This window comes from Limnohabitans sp. 2KL-1, from assembly GCF_003063435.1.
GTDB lineage: Bacteria > Pseudomonadota > Gammaproteobacteria > Burkholderiales > Burkholderiaceae_C > Limnohabitans_A.
The window spans coordinates 544,904-565,290 of the sequence record NZ_NESL01000002.1 but is presented as its reverse complement, the minus strand read 5'-3'; the positions used below and the strand labels follow the sequence as shown (position 1 = coordinate 565,290).

Annotated in this window: 16 protein-coding genes; 8 read left to right on the top strand and 8 right to left on the bottom strand. The window is 60.9% G+C overall.

Annotation, left to right across the window (positions count from 1 at the left end; translation table 11 throughout):
• Nucleotides 1-74: 74 nt before the first annotated feature.
• From B9Z47_RS07010 to mltB, 3 genes are all read right to left on the bottom strand, one after another.
• Nucleotides 75-1,205 carry a serine hydrolase gene (locus tag B9Z47_RS07010; protein ID WP_108330513.1) on the bottom strand — a complete coding sequence of 377 codons (1,131 nt, stop codon included), beginning with the start codon at nt 1,203-1,205 and terminating at the stop codon, nt 75-77.
• A gap of 84 nt (nt 1,206-1,289) precedes the next feature.
• A complete protein-coding gene (locus tag B9Z47_RS07005; protein ID WP_108330512.1) occupies nt 1,290-1,511 on the bottom strand; it encodes a TIGR02450 family Trp-rich protein in 222 nt (73 codons plus the stop codon).
• Nucleotides 1,508-2,662 carry a lytic murein transglycosylase B gene (gene mltB, locus B9Z47_RS07000; protein ID WP_233253720.1) on the bottom strand — a complete coding sequence of 385 codons (1,155 nt, stop codon included), beginning with the start codon at nt 2,660-2,662 and terminating at the stop codon, nt 1,508-1,510. The genes B9Z47_RS07005 and mltB overlap by 4 nt, the downstream gene beginning before the upstream one ends.
• Before the next feature lie 183 nt (nt 2,663-2,845).
• On the opposite strand from mltB, the gene B9Z47_RS06995 reads away from it, so the two are divergent.
• From B9Z47_RS06995 to B9Z47_RS06985, 3 genes are all read left to right on the top strand, one after another.
• Nucleotides 2,846-3,799 carry a histone deacetylase family protein gene (locus B9Z47_RS06995; protein WP_108330511.1) on the top strand — a complete coding sequence of 318 codons (954 nt, stop codon included), beginning with the start codon at nt 2,846-2,848 and terminating at the stop codon, nt 3,797-3,799.
• A gap of 191 nt (nt 3,800-3,990) precedes the next feature.
• Nucleotides 3,991-4,791, top strand: a complete 801-nt coding sequence (locus tag B9Z47_RS06990; protein WP_108330510.1) for an enoyl-CoA hydratase — start codon at nt 3,991-3,993, stop codon at nt 4,789-4,791.
• A complete protein-coding gene (locus tag B9Z47_RS06985; protein WP_108330509.1) occupies nt 4,779-6,053 on the top strand; it encodes a mechanosensitive ion channel family protein in 1,275 nt (424 codons plus the stop codon). Before B9Z47_RS06990 ends, B9Z47_RS06985 begins: the two co-directional genes overlap by 13 nt.
• Before the next feature lie 92 nt (nt 6,054-6,145).
• On the opposite strand, the gene B9Z47_RS06980 is transcribed toward B9Z47_RS06985, so the two are convergent.
• The 3 genes from B9Z47_RS06980 to B9Z47_RS06970 all read right to left on the bottom strand — a co-directional run bounded on the left by B9Z47_RS06980 (nt 6,146) and on the right by B9Z47_RS06970 (nt 9,030).
• Nucleotides 6,146-7,438 carry a TRAP transporter large permease gene (locus B9Z47_RS06980; RefSeq protein WP_108330508.1) on the bottom strand — a complete coding sequence of 431 codons (1,293 nt, stop codon included), beginning with the start codon at nt 7,436-7,438 and terminating at the stop codon, nt 6,146-6,148.
• Complete coding sequence (locus B9Z47_RS06975) at nt 7,435-7,917, bottom strand: TRAP transporter small permease (RefSeq protein ID WP_233253691.1); 483 nt, start codon at nt 7,915-7,917, stop codon at nt 7,435-7,437. The genes B9Z47_RS06980 and B9Z47_RS06975 overlap by 4 nt, the downstream gene beginning before the upstream one ends.
• Nucleotides 7,918-8,007: 90 nt before the next feature.
• Nucleotides 8,008-9,030, bottom strand: a complete 1,023-nt coding sequence (locus B9Z47_RS06970) for a TRAP transporter substrate-binding protein (RefSeq protein WP_108330507.1) — start codon at nt 9,028-9,030, stop codon at nt 8,008-8,010.
• Nucleotides 9,031-9,312: 282 nt separating this feature from the next.
• Here B9Z47_RS06970 and B9Z47_RS06965 point away from each other — a divergent pair, with 282 nt between their 5' ends.
• The 5 genes from B9Z47_RS06965 (at nt 9,313) to B9Z47_RS06945 (ending at nt 15,503) form a co-directional block, all read left to right on the top strand.
• A complete protein-coding gene (locus B9Z47_RS06965) occupies nt 9,313-10,068 on the top strand; it encodes an electron transfer flavoprotein subunit beta/FixA family protein (RefSeq protein WP_090138408.1) in 756 nt (251 codons plus the stop codon).
• 2 nt (nt 10,069-10,070) lie between these two features.
• A complete protein-coding gene (locus tag B9Z47_RS06960; protein WP_108330506.1) occupies nt 10,071-11,003 on the top strand; it encodes an electron transfer flavoprotein subunit alpha/FixB family protein in 933 nt (310 codons plus the stop codon).
• Between the two features lie 310 nt (nt 11,004-11,313).
• Complete coding sequence (locus tag B9Z47_RS06955) at nt 11,314-13,104, top strand: acyl-CoA dehydrogenase (RefSeq protein WP_108330505.1); 1,791 nt, start codon at nt 11,314-11,316, stop codon at nt 13,102-13,104.
• 253 nt (nt 13,105-13,357) lie between these two features.
• On the top strand, nt 13,358-14,311 hold the full coding sequence (locus tag B9Z47_RS06950; protein WP_108330504.1) for a nitronate monooxygenase family protein: 954 nt from the start codon (nt 13,358-13,360) through the stop codon (nt 14,309-14,311).
• Between the two features lie 37 nt (nt 14,312-14,348).
• A complete protein-coding gene (locus B9Z47_RS06945) occupies nt 14,349-15,503 on the top strand; it encodes an acyltransferase (protein ID WP_108330503.1) in 1,155 nt (384 codons plus the stop codon).
• A gap of 17 nt (nt 15,504-15,520) precedes the next feature.
• Here the strand turns inward: B9Z47_RS06945 and cphA (B9Z47_RS06940) are convergent, their stop codons facing one another.
• Entirely contained in the window at nt 15,521-18,097 is a 2,577-nt protein-coding gene (gene cphA, locus B9Z47_RS06940; protein ID WP_108330502.1) for a cyanophycin synthetase, read from the bottom strand.
• Nucleotides 18,098-18,126: 29 nt separating this feature from the next.
• Nucleotides 18,127-20,301 carry a cyanophycin synthetase gene (gene cphA, locus B9Z47_RS06935; RefSeq protein ID WP_108330501.1) on the bottom strand — a complete coding sequence of 725 codons (2,175 nt, stop codon included), beginning with the start codon at nt 20,299-20,301 and terminating at the stop codon, nt 18,127-18,129.
• Nucleotides 20,302-20,387: the final 86 nt, after the last annotated feature.

The following is a 20,387-nucleotide window of genomic DNA, read 5'->3' as shown; positions in this document are numbered from 1 at the left end:
AACTTCAGACTCGGTTACGAGATGCGGATTACTTTAGCAAGGTCAGAGCTCGCCAGTTGATGATCCAAATGGCCTTATTTGGCTTTGGCTAAAGCAGGTATCAGCTGGTCCATTACTTTGGGTGTCTGCCAAACAACAGGTGAGAAGCTTGTGGCATGGTGGTAAATGACCGTATTTGTCGCGACATTAAAAATCAGGTATTGGCCACCAAATCCCACGAAACAAAAGTCTGTTTGCGATGCACGGCAACCCACCCAAATTTGGTAACCATATGAAGTGGCCGGGCCTACTGAAGAAATTTGATGGGAAGTTGCATCCAAGAGAAATTTTCCAAAGCATGAATCTTTTTTTCTGAGCTCGTCAAGCACCATGACACCGATCCGAGCCCAATCATGCGGTGTTGCACTGAACCCGTTGTATGTTGATGTTTGTCCATGGCTGTTTACAAACCAAGCACCACGAGATTCAGCCCCCACCGTTTGCCAAATGGCCTTCTCGAAGTAGTCTGAAAAAGACATGCCTGTTGCAGCCTGAACCAGCAAACCCAATGCGACAGTATCAAAATTACTGTAGTTGTAGACGCTGCCAGTGGGGAATCTTTTTTCATCGTTTGCCTTCATCAGGTCGACAAAGTCAGCTGTCATTTTCCCCTCAGCAATGGCCGTGCCAACACTTTGCTGTAGTTCGCGAGATTTGTGACCATCGAATTGAAGTTCAGTTTTGTAGGCTCCGCTCGACATGCGCAAAACATCTTTGACACTGGCTTCACCCCACGATGTCCCCGACAAATTGGCTACATACTTTTTGATGGGGTCGTCAATGCTGTTGATGTGACCGTCACAAATGGCTCGACCTACAGTCAATGCGGTCAGGCTTTTTGATACGGAATATCCCAAAGGCGTGTTTCTTTTGCCCACACCAAAACTGTAGCGTTCGTAAAGAATTTGAGAGTCGCGTACGACAACCAAGGCCTTCGTGTTGTTTCGGCCAAATAGTTCGTCTAAAACTTGCTTGGCCTCATCGGGTACTGTGGCTGTTGTTGGCGGCAAGGCTTTGGATTCTTTGGGCGGCTTGACATAAGCGACCTTCGCATGATTTCGAAAACCATTGGTCACCAGTTGCCCATAGGGCATTTCGGTCGCGAAAGTGCTGAAGGGTATTGTCAGTAAGGCGATCAACCCCAACATGATTTGAGCAGTGAACATTTGTCGATCTTTGCATGATTTGAGAATTCATATCGATCATAGAACCAGAGCAATACGAAAGTTCCGACATGGCCCGATTTCAGTTCAAACCCAACCCTGTCGCCAGACTGCGTCGTCTTGCAGGGCACGCCACTTGATGACCTGTGTGGCCTTGGAAAACACCGCTTCGATTTCCACCCACTCCACAGGATCGGTTTCCAGCACAGGTTGGATCACCCGGCTGACCAAAAAATGCTTTTGCTTGGCCACAGGCGTGACAGCCGTCCATTTGCTCAGCAGCAGTTTCTTGGGGTTCAGCGGGTTCATGGCTTGCTTTGCACTTCCCGCGCTACAGCATCGGCCAGCTCGATCACGGCCATGGCGTAGTAGCTGCTCCAGTTGTAGCGGGTGATGGCGTAGAAGTTTTCGGTGCCCGCCACATAGCTCGGGGGCTCTGTGCCGTTGCGCAGCTCGATCAGCGCCAAGGGGCCGTTGTGCTGCAGGGCGGTGCCTTCCAGGGCGGCACCTTTGGCCATGAAGCTGTTCACGCTGAAGGTGGGCAAGATGTCGGGGGCCAGCAGGCTGTCCATGTCGCTCAGGCCCGGGGTCAGGCTGACGGCGTAGTGGGTGGGCATGCCTGGACGCCATTGAAACGCTTTGAAGTAACTGGCCACCGAGCCGATGGCGTCGCTGGGACTGTTGAACAGGTCGACGCGACCGTCACCGTCAAAGTCCACCGCGTGACGCGCCCAGCTCGAGGGCATGAATTGGGGCAGGCCCATGGCTCCAGCGTAGCTGCCCCGGATGGCCACAGGGTCGGCACCGCTGCGCGAGGTCAGCAGCAAGAACTGCTCGAGCTCGCTGCGAAAAAAGGCCTGGCGTTCGGCCGCCCGAGGGTGTGCATCCGGAAAATGGAAAGCCAGTGTGGCCAGGGCGTCGAGGATGCGGAAGTTGCCTGTGTTCTGGCCGTACAGGGTTTCCACGCCAATGATGCCGACGATCAAAGAGGCGGGCACGCCGTATTCCCGCTCAGCCCGCTCCAGTACGGTGCGGTGTGTTTGCCAAAAACGCACACCGGCCTGGATGCGTATGGGCTCAATGAAACGGCCGCGGTAAGCGGCCCAGTTTTTGGCCACAGGGCTGCTGGGCGGCAGGACCAGTTTCTCCACCGAGGGCAAGCGCTGCGCCTGAGCCAAGGTGTTTTTCACCCAGACCGGATCCAGCTGCAGGCGCGTGGCCACATCCTGGGTCCATGCCTGCGTGTGCTCTGAGCTGCCCAGCGGTATGCCAGTGGTAGCGGTCTTGTGGAGATGGCGCGATGTGGGGGCTTTCTCGCGCCTGGCTTGGCTGTGCTGAGCAGTGCTGGTTTTTTTGGACTTGGCGGTGTCAGCCTTGTGCCGTGAGGTGGGGTCTTTGGGTGGCTGTGCGCTGGCGGCGGTGATGGCGGTCAAGGCCCACAGCATCAGGGCCATGCCCATGCCGCGCAAGGGGTTTGCGGCCAGTCGGTCGATGGGCTGGCGGCGGGTTTTTCGGTCGTTCATTGTGGGAGAGTTTAAACGCCGAGGCCTGCGGCTCGTGCTAAGCTGAAACTGTCAAAATAATAGTCAATCATCAAAAACAAAGTCGCCGTGAAGGCGCTTGCATTTCTGGAAGATCAACCCATGGGCGCGACAGGCTATTTCACCCACCCCACCTGCTGGAAACACGAAATGGGTGCGGGACATCCCGAATGTCCGGAGCGGCTGGGCGCCATTGAAGACCGTTTGCTGATCAGTGGGCTGGACATGGCCTTGCAGCGCAGGGAGCCTGCCCCTGCGGCCTTGGCCGACATCGAGCTGGCGCACGGGCGCATGCATGTAGCCGCCTTGCGGGGCTTGGGCGATGTGCTGCGCGAAGACATGGCCGCAGGCGGCCCTACGCACACCGCTTTGGACCCGGACACGATGATCAACGCCCACACCTGGGACGCGGCCTTGTTGTCGGCCGGTGCGGCCATCGACGCCACCGATGCCGTGCTGGCGGGCGAGCTGGAAAATGCTTTTTGTGCTGTGCGCCCGCCTGGTCACCATGCTTGCCGCGACAAGGCCATGGGTTTTTGCTTTTTCAACAACGTGGCCATTGCCGCCAAATATGCGCTGGAGCGCCATGGCCTCAAAAGGGTGGCGATTGTGGACTTCGATGTGCACCACGGCAACGGCACCGAGGACATTGTGGCGGGTGACGAGCGCATCTTGATGGTGAGCTTTTTCCAGCACCCGTTTTACCCGGAAGGCGGCTCCACATCGAATGCGGCCAACCTGGTCAACCTGCCCGTGCCCGCCTACACCAAGGGCATGGACATCCGCGAGCTGATTGACATGATGTGGCTGCCTCGGCTGGAGGCGCACAAGCCCCAGCTGATTTTCATCAGCGCGGGTTTTGACGCCCACCGCGAAGACGACATGGGTCAGATGGGTCTGGTGGAGCAAGACTATGCCTGGATCACCCAGCGCATCAAGGAGGTGGCGCAGCGCCATGCCCAAGGCCGCATCGTGAGCTGCCTGGAAGGCGGCTACAACCTGAGTGCCCTCGGCCGCAGTGTGGAGGCGCACTTGCGCGTGCTGGCCGACGTTTGACCGTGGCCAGGGTGAACCCCCGGCCCTGAGCCGTCTGCAACGCGCTTTTCTCATCCCACACGGCATGAGGCAGCGATTTCGCGACGTCTTCTCACCGGAGTCCCGACTCGGAGTCGGGCATGAAGAGGCATCAGGGGGGGGCCATGTGGCTGCCATTGGAAGGCGATGCATGGTTTGGGCACAATCGGTGCATGACCGATTCAAATCCATCCAACACCCATGACCTGTTGCTGCACGTGCGCGATGCGCGTGGCGTGCACAGGCTGACACTGAACAGTCCTGGCACCTTCAACACCCTGAGTGAGGCCATGCTGGAGGCCTTGCAAACCGCCCTGCATGCCATCGCGCACGACGAGCAGGCCCGTGTGGTCGTGCTGGCCGCTGCGGGCAAGGCTTTTTGCGCCGGGCATAACCTGAAAGAAATGCGGGCACAGCCCGAATTGGCCTATTACCAAAAGTTGTTTGCCCGGTGTACCCGCATGATGCTGGCCATCCAGAAGTTGCCAGTGCCCGTGATCGCCCGTGTGCAGGGCCTGGCCACCGCTGCGGGTTGCCAGTTGGTGGCGCAGTGCGATCTGGCGGTGGCGGCAGACAGTGCCACATTTGGGGTCAACGGCATCGACGTGGGCTTGTTTTGTGCCACGCCCAGCGTGCCGCTGGTGCGCAACATGCACGCCAAGCAGGCCATGGAAATGCTGCTCACGGGCGGGTTTATCTCAGCCGCAGAGGCCCAAAGCCGTGGGCTGGTGAACCGGGTGTGTGCCGCCAGCGAACTGGATGCGCAGGTCGATGCCTTGGTGAGCGCCATTTTGGCCAAACCGCGCGAGGCGGTGCGTCTGGGCAAGGCCTTGTTTTACCAACAGCGCGAAATGGGCATCGAGGCGGCTTACCAGCTGGCTGGCCAAACCATGGCCTGCAACATGATGGACGATGTGGCGCAAGAGGGCGTTTTGGCCTTCATCGAGAAAAGGGCTCCCACATGGCGGAAGTGAAAAATTTGCACATTGCCGATCCACTGGCCTGGCTGGAAACGCTGGCCCGCACCGAGTCGCTTCTGGTGCTGGCTGCTTTTGCGGGTTGTGTGGCCTTGTCCTGGCTGGTGGTCTGGGGTGTTCGCAAGGCGTTCGCTGACCAAGAACTGTCGATTTTGCTGGGCAGGCGTCTCATTGACGGGGTCTTGTTTCCTGCGGTTTTGTTGGGCCTGACGTTCGTGGCCCGCACGGTGTTGACCGGCGACCACCCGATTGCCTTGTTCGGTGTTTTGCTGCCGGTCTGCATTTCACTGGCCTTGATTCGTCTGGGGGTCAAAGTTTTGCAGGTGGCGTTTGGTGCGGCCCCGTTCGTTCGGGTGCTGGAGCGCACAATTTCCTGGATCGCCTGGCTGGCCGTGGTGCTGTGGGTCACGGGCATCTTGCCCTTGATGCTGGAGGAGCTGGACCAGATCCGCTGGAAGGTCGGAGGCTCCATGTTGTCGGTGCGCACCCTGATCGAGGGAGCGCTCACGGCCGGCGCGGTGTTGATCGTCACCCTCTGGGTCTCTGCTGCACTGGAATCGCGCTTGCTCAAATCGGCCACGGGCAGTGACTTGTCGCTGCGCAAGGTCATCAGCAACACGGTGCGTGCCTTGCTGATGTTTGTCGGCTTGCTCTTGGCCTTGTCTTCGGTGGGCATTGACCTCACGGCGCTGTCGGTGTTGGGCGGCGCGGTGGGCGTGGGCATTGGTTTTGGTCTGCAAAAACTGGCAGCCAATTACGTGAGCGGTTTTGTGATCCTGGCCGAGCGCAGCATGCGCATCGGTGACATGGTGAAGGTCGATAACTTTGAAGGCCGCATTTCCGACATCAAGGCCCGCTACACCGTGATCCGCTCACCCACAGGCCGTGAATCCATCGTGCCCAACGAAATGCTGATCACGCAGCGGGTGGAGAATTTGTCGCTGGCCGATGCTAAGGTGGCGCAAAGCACCACCGTGTCGGTGGCCTACGATGCGCCGGTTGACCAGGTCATGGAACTGTTGCAGCAAGCCTGTCAGGCGCAGCCGCGTGTGCTGGCCGATCCGGCACCCTTGGTGGCCTTGTCGGCTTTTGGTGCAGATGGGCTGGAGTTCACCGTGAATTACTGGTTCGAAGACCCCGCCAGCGGTCAGCTCAATCTCAAATCAGACGTCAACCGCGCCATTCTGAAAACCTTGCGTGCGCATGGCATCGAGATCCCTTTCCCCCAGCGTGTGGTTCACTTGCCATCCAGGGGCTGATGGCCAAGCGCCCCCAGTGTCTGAGGACGCGCGCCAGGCATGAAAAAGGCACATCCGTGGATGTGCCTTTTGGGGTGATGTGATTGCTGAACTCAATCCATCATCGAGGGCAACCACAGGCTGATGGCAGGGAAGGCCAGCAAAATGCCCAACGTGATGACCAGGACCAGCACCATGGGCCACACGCCGCGGAAGATGGTGCCCAGTCCCACTTGCGGCAGCAAGGTATTGAGCACAAACAGGTTCATGCCCACAGGCGGAGAGATCAGGCCGATCTGGATCACCATCACGATCAACACGCCAAACCACACGGGGTCAAAACCCAGCTGCACCACGATGGGAAAGAACAGCGGGATGGTCAGCAAGACCATGGTCAGCTCTTCCATCACGGTGCCCAGCACCACGTAAATCAGCATCATCGCCGCCACGATCATGATGGGCGACAGGCCCAGGCCGGTGATCCAGTCTTTCAGCTCGAAGGGCAGGCTGGTGTAGTTCACGAAGTTGGCAAAAATGGTGGCGGCAATCAGCAAGGTGAACAGCATGGCCGTGGTGCGAGCCGATTCGACCAGCACCTGAAGCAACACCGCCTTGTTGAGCGACTTGCGTGCCAGTGCGAACAGGAATGCACCCATGGCACCCATGCCTGCGCCTTCGGTGGCGGTGAAAAAGCCCCCGTAAATGCCGCCCAGCACCAGCACCACCAGCAGCAGCACGCCCCAGATGCCGCGCACAGCGGCCCAGCGCTCGCTCCAGCTGAATTTCTCGCCAGCGGGGGCGTGTTCGGGGTCGTGCCAAGTCATCAGCACCACGGCCCCCATCATCAGGATGGCGGTCAGCAAGCCCGGCAAGACGCCAGCGGCAAACAGTTTGCCAATGTGGGTTTCGGTGATGATGCCGTAGATCACCAAAATGGTGGACGGCGGGATCATGATGCCCAGGGTGCCGCCTGCCGCGATCACGCCCGTGGACATGGCGTCGCTGTAGCCCAGCTTTTTCATGGACGGGTAGGCCACCTTGCTCATGGTGGCCGCCGTGGCAATCGACGAGCCGCAAATGGCACCAAACCCTGCACAGGCCGCAATCGTGGCATGCGCCAAACCGCCCCTGCGGTGCCCGATGAAGGTGTAGGCTGCATGAAAAAGCTCATGCGCCAGACCGGCGCGGGCGACAAAGTTGCCCATCAGGATGAACAGAGGGATCACCGACAAGGTGTAGGCAAAACCGGTCTCGTGCACCACCTGTGCGGTGCTGGCCAGGGCGGGCAGCCAGCCGCGTGTCAGGCCAATGCCCACGATGCCGACCAAGCCCATGGAAAAGGCCAGGGGCATGCGCATCAGGGCCAGCACGAAGATGGCCAAAAATCCAAGCAGGGCTTCGGTCACAGGGTGCCTCCTTCGGACGACTCTTCTTCGCCAGGCCAGAAAGCTTTGGTCAAGTGCACCAGCCCGGTCAGCCCGCACAGCACGCCCATGCCCTGGATGAAGGGGGCCTTGGTGATTTTCAGCTGTGCCGTGGTTTCACCGGTGACGGCAAATTCGCCACCCGTGTGCCACATCAGGTACGCCAGGCCAAACAGCAAGGCGGCGCAGACGATGTGGATCAGGGCGCGTTGAATACGCTGCAAAAAGGGCGGCAACACAGCGTCCAGCGAGTCAAAGACCACGTGTTCGCTTTTGAGTGAGACGAGAGGCAAAGCGCCAAAGATGACCACCACCATCAGCAATTCGGTCAACTCCAGAGAGCCTGTGATGGATTGCGACATCAGTTTGCGGCCCGAGACATCCAGAAAGGTCAGCACCATGATGGCCAGCAAGGCCAGCCCGGCCAAGGTGCCACACAACACTTCAAGAGACTTTTTCAACTTTCACCCCTAAAAAAAACGGTACCCGCCATTTTGGCAGGCACCGCAGTCGCCACCCATCCCTCAGTCAAGTCGCTGAGGAGGCGTGGATCATTTCTGTTTTTGCAGCTTGGCGATTTCGGCACGGAAATCAGACAAGGTGCCCGATGGGTCCTTCAAGCCCTTGGCTTTCGCGGCTTGCGCCCAATCACGCTCGAGTTTGCTCACGCGCACGGTCACACCGCTGACAAAGCTGTTGTCGGCTTTGACGATTTTCACGCCGTTTTTCTGCATGTTGGCCAAGGCCAGGTCGTCCACGCGGTCCCATGACTTGCCAAAGCGGCTGGCCACGGCATCGCCCGAGAGTTCGTCCACGGCTTTTTTGTCCTCGGCAGACAAGCTGTTGTACTTGGCCGGGTTCATCATGAACACGAAGCTGGTGTTGTACAGGCCGCCCGGGAAGGTCGTGGCGTGCTTGATGATCTTGTCGATCTTGAACGAGTCGGTCGATTCGGCCGGGAACAAAGTGCCGTCCATCACACCGCTGGACAGCAGTTCATACGAGTCGGGCGCGGGCTTGAGCGTGACGTTCATGTCCAGTGTTTTGGAAATTTCATTGACCATGCCACCGCCAACGCGGAATTTCAGGCCCGACAGGTCTTCCACCTTGATGATCGGTTTTTTGGTGTTGAACACGATGCCGGGGCCGTGTGTGAAATAGCCCAGCACTTTCACGCCTTGATGCTCTGCTGCGAACTCGGGGTGCTTACTGGCAACCCGGTTGAAGGCCACCGACAGGGGCTCTGCGCGGTCACCCAAAAATGGAAATTCGGCCATTTGGGTCAGCACAAAACGCCCTGGTGTATAGCCGTGCACGGTGAAAGACACATCGATCAAACCGTTTTTCACCGCATCGAACGTGCCGGGGGCGGGTGTTGCGGCGCGCGGCAGGATGTTGCAACGCACGCGATTGGCCGTCTTGGCGGTCAATGCGTCGCACCATTCTTTTTGGGCCACGGTCAAACCGTGGGTGGGGGGGACCCAGCTCGATACGGTCAGCACAGTTTGTGCCTGGGCCACACCAGTCAGGCTGGCCAGTGCGGCAAACGCCAGGGTTGTCAGGGTTTTGTTCATGCGTGTCTCCATCAAAGTGACAAAAAGATCAATTTCTCTGGATGCTCGCCAGATTACGCAGAATGCTAACCCGTATCGCCCGACCGATTGGTCGGTGAATTCCCGGGGGTAGGATATCGGGTGGACAACAAAAACACCGTTTAAGATGTGCACGATCGTGCTTTTTTGACTGGTCGGAGATGCTTTGAAAACGGTTATGGTGCACAATTGACGTTTACGTAACGTCAACGCGTCTGCGAATTTCGAAACGCTCTGCTTCTGATACCCAATGGAGATCTTTTCATGAAAATTCTGGTTCCCGTCAAGCGGGTGGTGGACTACAACGTCAAGGTGCGCGTCAAGTCCGATGGTTCGGGCGTGGACATTGCCAACGTCAAGATGAGCATGAACCCCTTTGACGAGATCGCCGTCGAAGAAGCCGTGCGCCTGAAAGAAAAAGGTCTGGCCACCGAAGTCATCGCCGTCTCTTGCGGCGTGGCCCAGTGCCAGGAAACCCTGCGCACCGCCATGGCCATCGGTGCCGACCGTGGCATCCTGGTCGAGACCCCAGCTGACTTGGACCTGCAGCCTCTGGCTGTGGCCAAGCTGCTCAAGGCCCTGGTCGACAAAGAGCAACCCGGCCTGATCATCTTGGGCAAACAAGCCATTGACGACGATTGCAACCAGACCGGCCAGATGCTGGCTGCACTGGCCGATCTGCCCCAGGCCACCTTCGCCTCCAAAGTGGAAATCGTGGACGGCAAAGCCCAGGTGACCCGCGAGATTGACGGCGGCCTGGAAGTTCTGTCCATCAGCCTGCCCGCCGTGGTGACCACCGACTTGCGCCTGAACGAGCCGCGCTATGTGACGCTGCCCAACATCATGAAAGCCAAGAAAAAGCAGCTCGACACCTTCAAGCCTGAAGACCTGGGCGTCGATGTGGCCCCCCGCATCAAGACCCTCAAAGTGGCCGAGCCTGCCAAGCGCAGCGCCGGCATCAAGGTGCCCGATGTCGCCACGCTCGTCGATAAATTGAAAAACGTTGCAAAGGTAATCTGATCATGACCGCACTCGTTATTGCAGAACACGACAACGCCTCGATCAAAGGCGCAACTCTCAACACCGTCACGGCCGCTGTGGCGTGCGGTGGTGATGTGCATGTGCTGGTGGCTGGCCACAACGCAGGCGCTGCGGCAGCCGCTGCTGCGCAAATCGCCGGTGTGGCCAAAGTGATCCATGCGGACAGCGAAAGCCTGGCCCATGGCCTCGCTGAAAACGTCGCAGCACAAGTTCTGGCCATTGCGGCGAATTACAGCCACATTCTGTTTCCCGCCACTGCCGCTGGCAAGAACGTCGCCCCACGCGTGGCGGCCAAGCTGGACGTGGGCCAGATCAGCGACGTGACCCAAGTCGATTCGGCCGACACGTTTGAGCGCCCGATCTACGCCGGCAACGCGATGGCCACCGTGCAAAGCACCGACGCCACCAAAGTCATCACCGTGCGCACCACCGGCTTTGACGCCGCAGCCGCTACAGGTGGCAGCGCAGCCGTAGAAAGCGCCGCAGCCCAAGCCGACAGCGGCAAGAGCAGCTTCACTCGCAGCGAGATCGCCAAGAACGACCGCCCTGAACTCACGGCCGCCAAGATCATCGTCTCGGGTGGCCGGGCTTTGGGCAGCTCGGAAAAGTTCAACGAAGTGATGACGCCGCTGGCCGACAAGCTGGGCGCGGCCATCGGTGCCAGCCGCGCTGCGGTCGATGCGGGTTATGCCGCCAACGACCTGCAAGTGGGCCAGACCGGCAAGATCGTGGCACCTCAGCTGTACATCGCGGCCGGCATCTCGGGCGCGATCCAGCATTTGGCCGGCATGAAGGATTCCAAGGTGATCGTGGCGATCAACAAGGACCCTGAAGCGCCGATCTTCAGCGTGGCGGACTTTGGCCTGGAAGCCGATTTGTTTGCGGCGGTGCCTGAACTGACGCAGGCGCTTTGATCATTGCCATCAACCCCGGTTCGGCGTGGTGCTGAACTTCGGGGTTGGTGTTTTTCCGTGCGCAGGGGCCGGATACCGGGACAGGCTCAGAGGCGCTTCGCTTTGCCACATCGCCTGCCCCGGTATCCGGCCCCTGCGCACTGCGTTGCTGATGGACACCATTCGCGCAGCGCCAAGGGCACCGGCCTGCGGCGGGGCGATGTGGCAAAGAGAAGCGCCTCTGAGCCCCGCCGCAGGCCGGGGCCCTTGGTGCGGAATCTGCTGCCATTGCGTTTGTATGACCTGATTTCATATTTCACGAAAGACCCACATGAGCTACACCGCACCCCTCAAGGACATGCTGTTCAACATCGAGCACCTGGCCCGCATCGACCAGATTGCACAGATTCCTGGCTTTGAAGACGCCGGTCTGGAAACGGCACAAGCCGTGCTGGAGGAGTGCGGCAAGCTCAACCGCGATGTGATCGCACCGCTGAACTGGGAAGGTGACAAGAACCCGTCGTTCCACAACGGCAGCGGCGTCACCACCACCCCCGGCTTCAAGGAAGCCTACAAACAATTCACCGAAGGCGGCTGGCAAAGCCTGCAGCACCCGGCCGAGTTTGGTGGCCAGGGCCTGCCCAAAACGATTGGTGCGGCCTGCGGCGAAATGCTCAACTCGGCCAACATGAGCTTTGCGCTGTGCCCCATGCTGACCGACGGCGCGATCGAAGCGCTGCTGACCGCGGGCTCCGACGAACTCAAAGCCACCTATCTGGAAAAGCTGATCTCCGGCGAATGGACCGGCACCATGAACCTGACGGAGCCCCAGGCCGGTTCTGATCTGGCCGCTGTGCGCACACGCGCCGAGCCGCAGCCTGACGGCACCTTCAAGGTGTTTGGCACCAAAATCTACATCACCTACGGTGAGCACGACATGGCCGACAACATCATTCACTTGGTGTTGGCCCGCGTGCAGGGTGCGCCCGAGGGCGTTAAAGGCATCAGCTTGTTTGTGGTGCCCAAATTCATGGTCAAGGCCGATGGCTCTGTGGGTGATCGCAACGATGTGCACTGCGTGAGCATTGAGCACAAGATGGGCATCAAGGCCAGCCCGACGGCCGTGTTGCAGTTTGGCGACCACGGAGGGGCGACGGGTTTTCTGGTCGGTCAGGAAAACCGGGGCCTCGAATACATGTTCATCATGATGAACGCTGCCCGCTATGCCGTGGGCGTGCAGGGCATCGCGATTGCCGAGCGCGCTTACCAGCGTGCCGTGCAATACGCCCGTGACCGCGTGCAAAGCCGCCCGGTGGACGGCAGCTTGCCCGCCGCAGGCCCTATCATTCACCACCCCGACGTGCGCCGCATGCTCATGACCATGCGCGCCTACACCGAGGGCTGCCGCGCCATGGCTTCGACCGCTGCGGCTGCTTATGACGCCTCGCACCACCACCCCGATGCCGATGTGCGCAAGCAGAATGCAGCGTTTTACGAATTCATGGTGCCGCTGGTCAAGGGCTACAGCACCGAGATGAGCCTGGAAGTCACCAGCCTGGGCGTGCAGGTGCACGGCGGCATGGGCTTCATCGAAGAAACCGGTGCGGCGCAGTATTACCGCGATGCCAAGATCCTGACGATTTACGAAGGCACGACCGCCATCCAGGCCAACGATTTGGTGGGTCGCAAAACCGCACGCGACGGTGGCCAGACCGCAAAAGCACTGGCCGCGCAAGTGGCTCAGACTGAAAGCGAATTGACGGCCTCCGGCAACGCCGATGCCCAAGCGGTGGCCAAACGCCTCAAAGCCGCCCGCGAAGCCTTTGTGGACGTGGTCGAATTCGTGGCAGGCAACACCAAAGCCCACCCGAATGACGTGTTTGCAGGCAGCGTGCCTTACCTCATGCTCGCCGGAAACCTGATGGCGGGCTGGCAACTGGGCCGTGCCTTGCTGGTGGCGCTCACACCCGAGGCTCAAGCACAAGATGCCGCCTTCATGGCGGCCAAAGTCGTCACGGCACGTTTTTATGCCGACCACATCCTGTCCAAAGCCCCCGGCGTGCGCGACAGCATCGTGGAAGGCGCTGGCAGCGTGACGGCGATGGCGCTCGACGCGTTCTGAAAACCAGCCGGGGGGATGGGCCTGAATCGGTGCATCCTGTCAAACCAGGGATGCGCAGCCGTGGTGTGGCAGCAAGCTGCCATGCTGCGCAGGATTTGGCATCCGCGCATGCCCACCGTACTCATGGCTGCCTTCGCCTGGGATGGCAAGCCAAAGAGCTTGGGATGACGGGGTGTTCAGGCCTTGTCGCCGCGCCGACACCCCTGTGGCCCACAGTCCTCTCACAATAGCCCGATACCTTTCAGGAGACCCCATGTCCAAGTTGCCCCCCGTGCTCGCTAATTTGCCTTTCCCCGCCATCGCTTCGCCCTTGTTCATCATCAGCAACCCCAAGCTGGTCATTGAACAGTGCAAAGCGGGGGTGGTCGGCTCCATGCCTGCGCTCAATGCCCGTCCGGCTGCGCAGTTGGAGGAGTGGCTCATTGAAATCACCGAAGCCTTGGCCGCCTACAACAAGGCCAACCCCGACCAACCTGCCGCACCATTTGCCATCAACCAGATCGTGCACAAGAGCAACGACCGGCTGGAACACGACATGGCTTTGTGCGTGAAGTACAAGGTGCCGATCATCATCACCTCGTTGGGCGCGCGTGAAGACATCAACCAGGCCGCGCACAGTTATGGCGGCGTGGTGCTGCACGACATCATCAACAACAAGTTCGCGCACAAGGCGATCGAGAAGGGCGCTGACGGCCTCATCGCGGTGGCGACCGGGGCTGGCGGTCATGCGGGCGTCAAGAGTCCCTTTGCCCTGATCCAGGAAATCCGCCAGTGGTTTGACGGCCCGGTGGCCTTGTCGGGCTCTATTGCGACGGGAGATGCCATTTTGGCGGCGCAGGCCATGGGTGCCGATTTTGCCTACATCGGCTCGGCCTTCATCGCCACCCACGAAGCGCGTGCGGCCGACGACTACAAGCAAGCCATCGTTGACTGCAACTCGGACGACATCGTCTACAGCAACCTGTTCACCGGTGTGCATGGCAACTACCTGGCCCCTTCGATCCGCGCTGCAGGACTGGACCCCGACAACCTGCCCGAATCCGATCCGAGCAAGATGAATTTTGGCGGCGACGCCAAGAAGGCCTGGAAAGACATCTGGGGTTGTGGCCAGGGCATTGGGGCGATCGGGGCCGTGGTGAGCACGGCCGAGCGTGTGGCCCAGCTCAAGCGGGAGTACGCTGCAGCCCGTGCTCGACTGGCGCTGTAAGGCACCCAAGACCCCGCCGAGCACGGCCTTGTCGACCATGCAGCCGCGCCCTTCGGGGCGCTCTTTTTTGATCGATGCGCTCAAGGCCGCAGGCTGTTTGCTGATCGTGCTGCACCACATGGCGTTTTACGGCCCCATGTCGGATGTGGTGGCCCGGGCCTGGCCTGCCATGCTGGCGTTTTTGTACGACCATGGCCGTTTGGCGGTGCAGATTTTTTTGGTGTGCGCGGGTTTTCTGACGGCGGGCAGTCTGGCGCGTTTTGAGGGGCTGGATGCGTTAGAAGCCCTGAAGTTGGCCTGGCAGCGTTATTTGCGGCTGGCCATTCCCTTGCTGGCAGCGCTCAGTTTTACCGTGTTGGTCACAGAGTGGGTGCGGCCTGACTTTGAACACACCAGCTTGTCGGCCCCACCCGATTGGGGGCAGGCTCTGGCGCACATTCTGCTGCTGCAGCATGTCTTGGACATGGAAGCTTTGTCGGCGGGCATCTGGTATGTCGCCATTGATTTCCAGCTTTATGCGATGGCCTTGCTCAGCCTGGTCGTGGTGAAAGCCTGTGGCTTGGCGCATGCGGTCCATGCGGCCAGAGCTTTGCGTTGGGGCTTGTGGCTGGGGCTGACTTGTGCGTCCTTGTGGTGGTGGAATTTGCACACCGATCTGGACAACCATGGTGTGTATTTTTTTGGCTCTTATGGCCTGGGCATGCTGGCCTGGGAGGCCAGGCGGCGTGTGGGCCTGCCTGATGGCCAAAGCCAGCGCTGGGTGGCTTGGGCTTTGCTGTGGGTTTTGGGCGGTGTGGCCTTGTGGCTGGAGCCGCGGTGGCGCATCGCCACGGCCTGGTCGGTGGCGTGCCTGTTGGTTTTTGTGCCTGCGGCCCGGTTATCCGGAGAAACGGTTCGTTCGGTCTGGTGGCGCAGCGTGGTGCAGTGGTTGTCCACGGTGTCGTACTCGGTGTTCCTGATTCATTTTGGCGTGAGCCTGGCCGTCAGTGCCCGGGTCACGGCCTTGTGGCCCGAAGCTTTGTGGGCCAACGTGCTGGGCATGTTGGCTTCCTTGCTGCTGTCCTTGGCCGGTGGCGCCTTGCTTTACTGGCTGGTGGAAAGCCGCACACCGACTGGGTGGCGTTGGTGGCTTTGGGCGCTTGTGTTCAAAGCCAGTGTGGCACTGGCCTTGTTCATGAATCCGGCAGCTTGAGGGCTGCCGTTTGTCTGTCAACCGCCCATGCTGGCTTTGACTTTTTCGGTGATGTAGGCCAAGGCTTCTTCGACCTGATCAATCAGGATCAGACACAGATCGCCCGGCGACAGGCGTGACAGCGCTGTGTCGATGGCGTTGAACTCGCCCTGAATGTCCTGCACATGGGTGGTGCGCATGGCGCCTTGCAGGCCTTCTCGCAGCAAGGCGATCACCTCGCCATCTTCGCGGCCACGCTGGCAGGCGTCCTGGTACAGCAGCACCTCGTCGAAGGCCTTGCCCAGGATCTGGGTCTGGTCGCGGATGTCCTGGTCGCGCCGATCCCCCGCCCCGCTGATCACCACCACGCGTTTTTTCGCGGGCATGTTGTCCACGGCTTGCACCAAGGCCTGGATGGCATCGGGGTTGTGGCCGTAGTCGGCAATCAAGGTGGCACCTTTGTAGTCGAACACATTGAAGCGACCGGGCACGCCCTGGATGTCGCTGATGAAAGTGGCCAGGCCTTGTGCGATGGCGTCCCAATGCACATTCACGGCCCAGGCCGCGCCCACGGCAGCCAGCACGTTTTCGGTCTGGAACCCGATTTGCCCTTGGCGTGTCAGGGGCACCTCGCGCAAGGGGATGCGGAAAATTTGTTTGCCCTTTTGGGCCACGATGGCCCCGTCTTCCACGTACACCACGCGCTTGCCCTGTGCGCGGTGGGTGGCCAGCACGGGGTGATTGGGGTCCAGTGCAAAAAACGTCACATCGCCCGGGCAGTGGCGGGCCATCGCCACCACGGCGGGGTCGTTGGCGTTCAGCACGGCCATGCCGCTTTGCTCGACGTTGAGCACGATCACGCGCTTGAGCACCGACAGGTCTTCGAGGGTGGTGATGTAGTTCAGGCCCAGGTGGTCGCCTGCGCCCATGTTGGTCACGATGGCCACCTTGCAGCGGTCAAAGGCCAGGCCTTCGCGCAACAGGCCACCCCGAGCGGTCTCGAACACGGCGGCGTCCACATCGGGGTGCATCAGCACGTTGCGGGCGCTGCGTGGACCGCTGCAATCGCCCGAGTCGGTCTGGCGGCCGTTGACGTACACGCCGTCGGTGTTGGTCATGCCCACGCGCAGGCCCTGGGCCTTGAGCAGGTGGGCCGTCAGCCGCACGGTGGTGGTCTTGCCGTTGGTGCCGGTCACGGCAATCACCGGCACACGGCCGTTACCGCCTTCGGGGAACATGTGGTCAATGACGGCATTGCCTACGTCACGGCCTTTGCCAAACGAGGGGCTGATGTGCATGCGCAGGCCCGGTGCGGCGTTGACTTCGACGATGCCGCCGTTTTGCTCTTCGAGCGGGCGCGAGACCGATTCGCACACCACGTCGACACCGCAAATGTCCACGCCGACCATCTGGGCGGCCGCCACCACGCGGGCAGCCACTTCGGGGTGTACGTCATCGGTCACATCGGTGGCGGTGCCCCCGGTGGACAGGTTGGCGTTGTTGCGCAGGATCACGCGGCGGCCTTTGGCGGGCACCGATTCGGGCTCCAGATCCTGGGCACGCAGGCGGCCAATGGCGATGTCGTCAAAGCGGATCTTGGTCAGCGAGGTGGAATGCCCATCGCCCCGGCGGGGGTCGGCGTTGACCTGGTCCACCAGCTGGCGCACCGTGTGTTTGCCGTCACCCACCACCAAGGGGGGTTCACGGCGGGCCGCCGCCACCAGTTTGTTGCCCACCACCAGCAAGCGATAGTCGTGTCCGGGCAGGAATTTTTCGACCATCACCGTGCCATAACGCTCAGCTGTGGCGTAGGCGTTGTCGAAAGCGACACGTTCGGTGATGTTGACCGAGACGCCTTTGCCTTGGTTGCCGTCTTGCGGTTTGACCACCACCGGCAGACCGACTTCCTGGGCAATGGCCCAGGCTTCGTCCAGGCTCTTGGCCGGGCGGCCCATGGGCACAGGCACGCCAGCGGCGTGCAACAAGCTTTTGGTCAGGTCCTTGTCCTGCGCAATCGATTCGGCGATCGCGCTGGTGGTGTCGGTTTCGGCGGCCTGGATGCGGCGCTGTTGTGCGCCCCAGCCAAACTGCACCAGGCTGCCATCGGTCAGGCGTCGGATCGGGATGCCCCGGGCCACGGCCGCATCGACAATGGCACCCGTGGAGGGGCCCAGGCGCACGTCTTCGTCCAGCTCATGCAGTTGGGCAATGGTGCCTTCGAGGTCAAAACCCGCACCTTGAATGGCCGCCTGGCAAAGTTGCTCAGCCAGCTCCAGCGCGAGACGGCCCACGGCTTCTTCGGTGTACTGGATGACGACCTGGAACACCCCCGGCTCTTCGGTGGGCGTGGTGCGGCTGAAGGACACAGGGCAGCCGGCATGCGCTTGCAGACCCAGGGTCACTTTTTCCAGGGCATGGGCCAGGGTGACCGGCTCGCCAGGGCGTTGCCCGTCAAAGGGGCCCACTTCGGGAAAGATGCGGCGCAGTTGTTGCTCGACGGGGTGCTGAGCCGACAGGCCGCTTTCTTGGGGCGTGCAGGTGACGATGGCTTCAATGGCGGTGTGGCGGCTCCACAAGTTGGGGCCGCGTAAAGCGCGAATTCGGGAGACTTGCATGAACTGTTTTCCTGGGTTTCGCTCGCTGCTCAGACGGTGGGCTGGGTGCCGTAGCTCTTGATGCCGGCCCGGATCAGGTCGGTGCCAATGTCCAGGGCCCAGGCGGCGCAAGCGGCCACCAGCATGTCTTGCGTTTGCAGCGTGTCTGTTTTCAGCAGGCGGGTAATGGCGGGGCGCTGGGTGGACAGCACCAAGTGCTCCTTGGCACCTTCGGCCAAAACCAGTTGACCATCGCGCCAAAAACCAACGCGCCCGCCTTGGCTGCGGTGTGCGCTCAAGGTGGGGAGGTGCTCGTCGTCGGCGTAAAAAATCACGCTGCCGTCGCAATGTTCGGCCAGGGCAGCCACCTGCGGGTCTGCGGCATTGAGCAGCGCGGTCCCTTCTGGCAGCACCACATCGATCTGTGTACGCACGTAGGTGGGCATTTTTTCGTCGCTGCCGGGGTACAGATCGTCCAGGCCTTGTGCCTTGGGCATGCGGGTCACGATGCCCAACTGGCAACGGTCATAAGGCAGGCCTTGCGCCAACAAATGGCGCGCATCGCTTTCGAACACGGCAGCTTGCACGCCGCGGTTGATGAGCAAGCGCTGTGCTTCGGCCCAATCCATGCCCTCTTTGGCGGCCAGTCGGCGTTGGTTCAAATACAAGCCGTCGGCACACGAAAGGCCCGTTTGCAAACCCTTCAGATGCAACAGCCAGGCCAGCAGTTTGGCCGGGCGCGTGGTGTCGCCATCGCCCATGATGCCCACCACCGGAATACGCCCGTTGTCTTCAGACTTGAACAGGTGGTTGGCGATGGCCTGCCCCACCGGACGAGGCTTGCCTGTTGCCGGTTTCAGGTGCATGAGCAAGCCCGGCCCGGCGTTGACTTCGACAATCGCCCCGCCTTGTGGCCCCAGTGGTTTGGAGATGTCTTGCACCACCAGGTCCACACCCGCGATGTCCAGCCCCACCACGCGGGCGGCCAGCACGGCTTGCGCGGCCACATCGGGGTGCACCAGGTCGGTCACGTCCATTGACATGTTGCCGGTGCGCATGATCAGCACTTCGCGGCCCGCCTCGGGCACGCTGTCGGCGCTCAGGCCCTGGCGTTTGAGCTCCAGCACCGAGGTGGTGTGCTCGTCCAGACGGATGGTGTCGAGCGGGAAGTCTTCTTCCTCGCCACGGCGCGGATCCGAGTTGATTTGCAGTTCAATCAGTTCCAGCACGGTGTGCACGCCATCGCCCGTGACGCTGGCGGTTTCGCCTTTGTTGACCGCCACCACCTGTTCACCCACCACCAGCAGGCGGTGTTCTTCGCCACGGATGAAGCGTTCAACGATGACCTCGCTGCCCTCGGCCAGGGCAATGTCGTAGGCCGCTTCGATGTCTTCGCGCAGGCTCAACTCCAGCGACACGCCGCGCGCGTGGTTGCCGTCGGTGGGCTTGACGCAAACGGGCAGGCCCACATCCTGCGCTGCCAGCCACGCTGCCTGCGGGCTGTCCACGATCTGGCCTTCGGGCACGGGCACGCCGCACATGGTCAGCAGTTGCTTGGTCAGGTCCTTGTCTTTGGAGATGCCTTCGGCGATCGCGCTGGTGCGGTCGGTCTCGGCTGTCCAGATGCGGCGCTGGCGGTGGCCGTAGCCCAGCTGCACGAGGTTGCCGTCGTTCAGGCGGATGTTCGGGATGCCACGGTCAGCGGCGGCATCGACGATGCTGGCGGTGCTGGGGCCGATGCACAGGCTGTCCACCATTTGCGTGAGTTTGGCGATTTCACCGGGCACGTCGAAAGGCCGGTCTTCGATGGCCGCCAAAATCAGGTCGCGTGCGGTCAGCAGAGCCTGGCGGCTGACCGTTTCGTGCCGCGTGCGGATGACGACTTTGTAAATGCCCCGTGGCCCGGCTTCGCGGGCTTTGCCGAATCCGGTCTGCATGCCGGCCCGGGTCTGCAACTCCAGCGCGACGTGTTCAAGAACGTGACCAGGCCAGGTGCCTTGTTCCAGACGTTGAAGGAAGCCGCCGCGCTCACCCACGCTGCAGCGGTGTTCGATCAGGCCAGGCAGCCAGGCGGTCAGGCGCTGGTTGAAACCGGGCAGGGTGTTGGAGGGGCAGTCTTCCAGGTCCCCAATGTCGATCAGGGCTTCGATGACCGGGCGGTAGGTCCAGATGTTGGGGCCGCGCAGATGGGTCATGCGCAAGAATTGGATGTGGGGTGCGCTCATGGGTGTGGTGTGCAGCGATACAATGACCGACCGACAGCTGCAGAGGCCGTCTGCCTTGGGCAAAGCGCATCAGTCATCAGATACAT

Coding starts and splice junctions, on each gene's coding strand:
- B9Z47_RS07010 (WP_108330513.1), bottom strand. CDS start 1,205: ATGTTCACTGCTCAAATCATGTTGGGGTTGATCGCCTTACTGACAATA.
- B9Z47_RS07005 (WP_108330512.1), bottom strand. CDS start 1,511: ATGAACCCGCTGAACCCCAAGAAACTGCTGCTGAGCAAATGGACGGCT.
- mltB (WP_233253720.1), bottom strand. CDS start 2,662: ATGGGCATGGCCCTGATGCTGTGGGCCTTGACCGCCATCACCGCCGCC.
- B9Z47_RS06995 (WP_108330511.1), top strand. CDS start 2,846: ATGGGCGCGACAGGCTATTTCACCCACCCCACCTGCTGGAAACACGAA.
- B9Z47_RS06990 (WP_108330510.1), top strand. CDS start 3,991: ATGACCGATTCAAATCCATCCAACACCCATGACCTGTTGCTGCACGTG.
- B9Z47_RS06985 (WP_108330509.1), top strand. CDS start 4,779: ATGGCGGAAGTGAAAAATTTGCACATTGCCGATCCACTGGCCTGGCTG.
- B9Z47_RS06970 (WP_108330507.1), bottom strand. CDS start 9,030: ATGAACAAAACCCTGACAACCCTGGCGTTTGCCGCACTGGCCAGCCTG.
- B9Z47_RS06965 (WP_090138408.1), top strand. CDS start 9,313: ATGAAAATTCTGGTTCCCGTCAAGCGGGTGGTGGACTACAACGTCAAG.
- B9Z47_RS06960 (WP_108330506.1), top strand. CDS start 10,071: ATGACCGCACTCGTTATTGCAGAACACGACAACGCCTCGATCAAAGGC.
- B9Z47_RS06955 (WP_108330505.1), top strand. CDS start 11,314: ATGAGCTACACCGCACCCCTCAAGGACATGCTGTTCAACATCGAGCAC.
- B9Z47_RS06950 (WP_108330504.1), top strand. CDS start 13,358: ATGTCCAAGTTGCCCCCCGTGCTCGCTAATTTGCCTTTCCCCGCCATC.
- B9Z47_RS06945 (WP_108330503.1), top strand. CDS start 14,349: ATGCAGCCGCGCCCTTCGGGGCGCTCTTTTTTGATCGATGCGCTCAAG.
- cphA (WP_108330502.1), bottom strand. CDS start 18,097: ATGCAAGTCTCCCGAATTCGCGCTTTACGCGGCCCCAACTTGTGGAGC.
- cphA (WP_108330501.1), bottom strand. CDS start 20,301: ATGAGCGCACCCCACATCCAATTCTTGCGCATGACCCATCTGCGCGGC.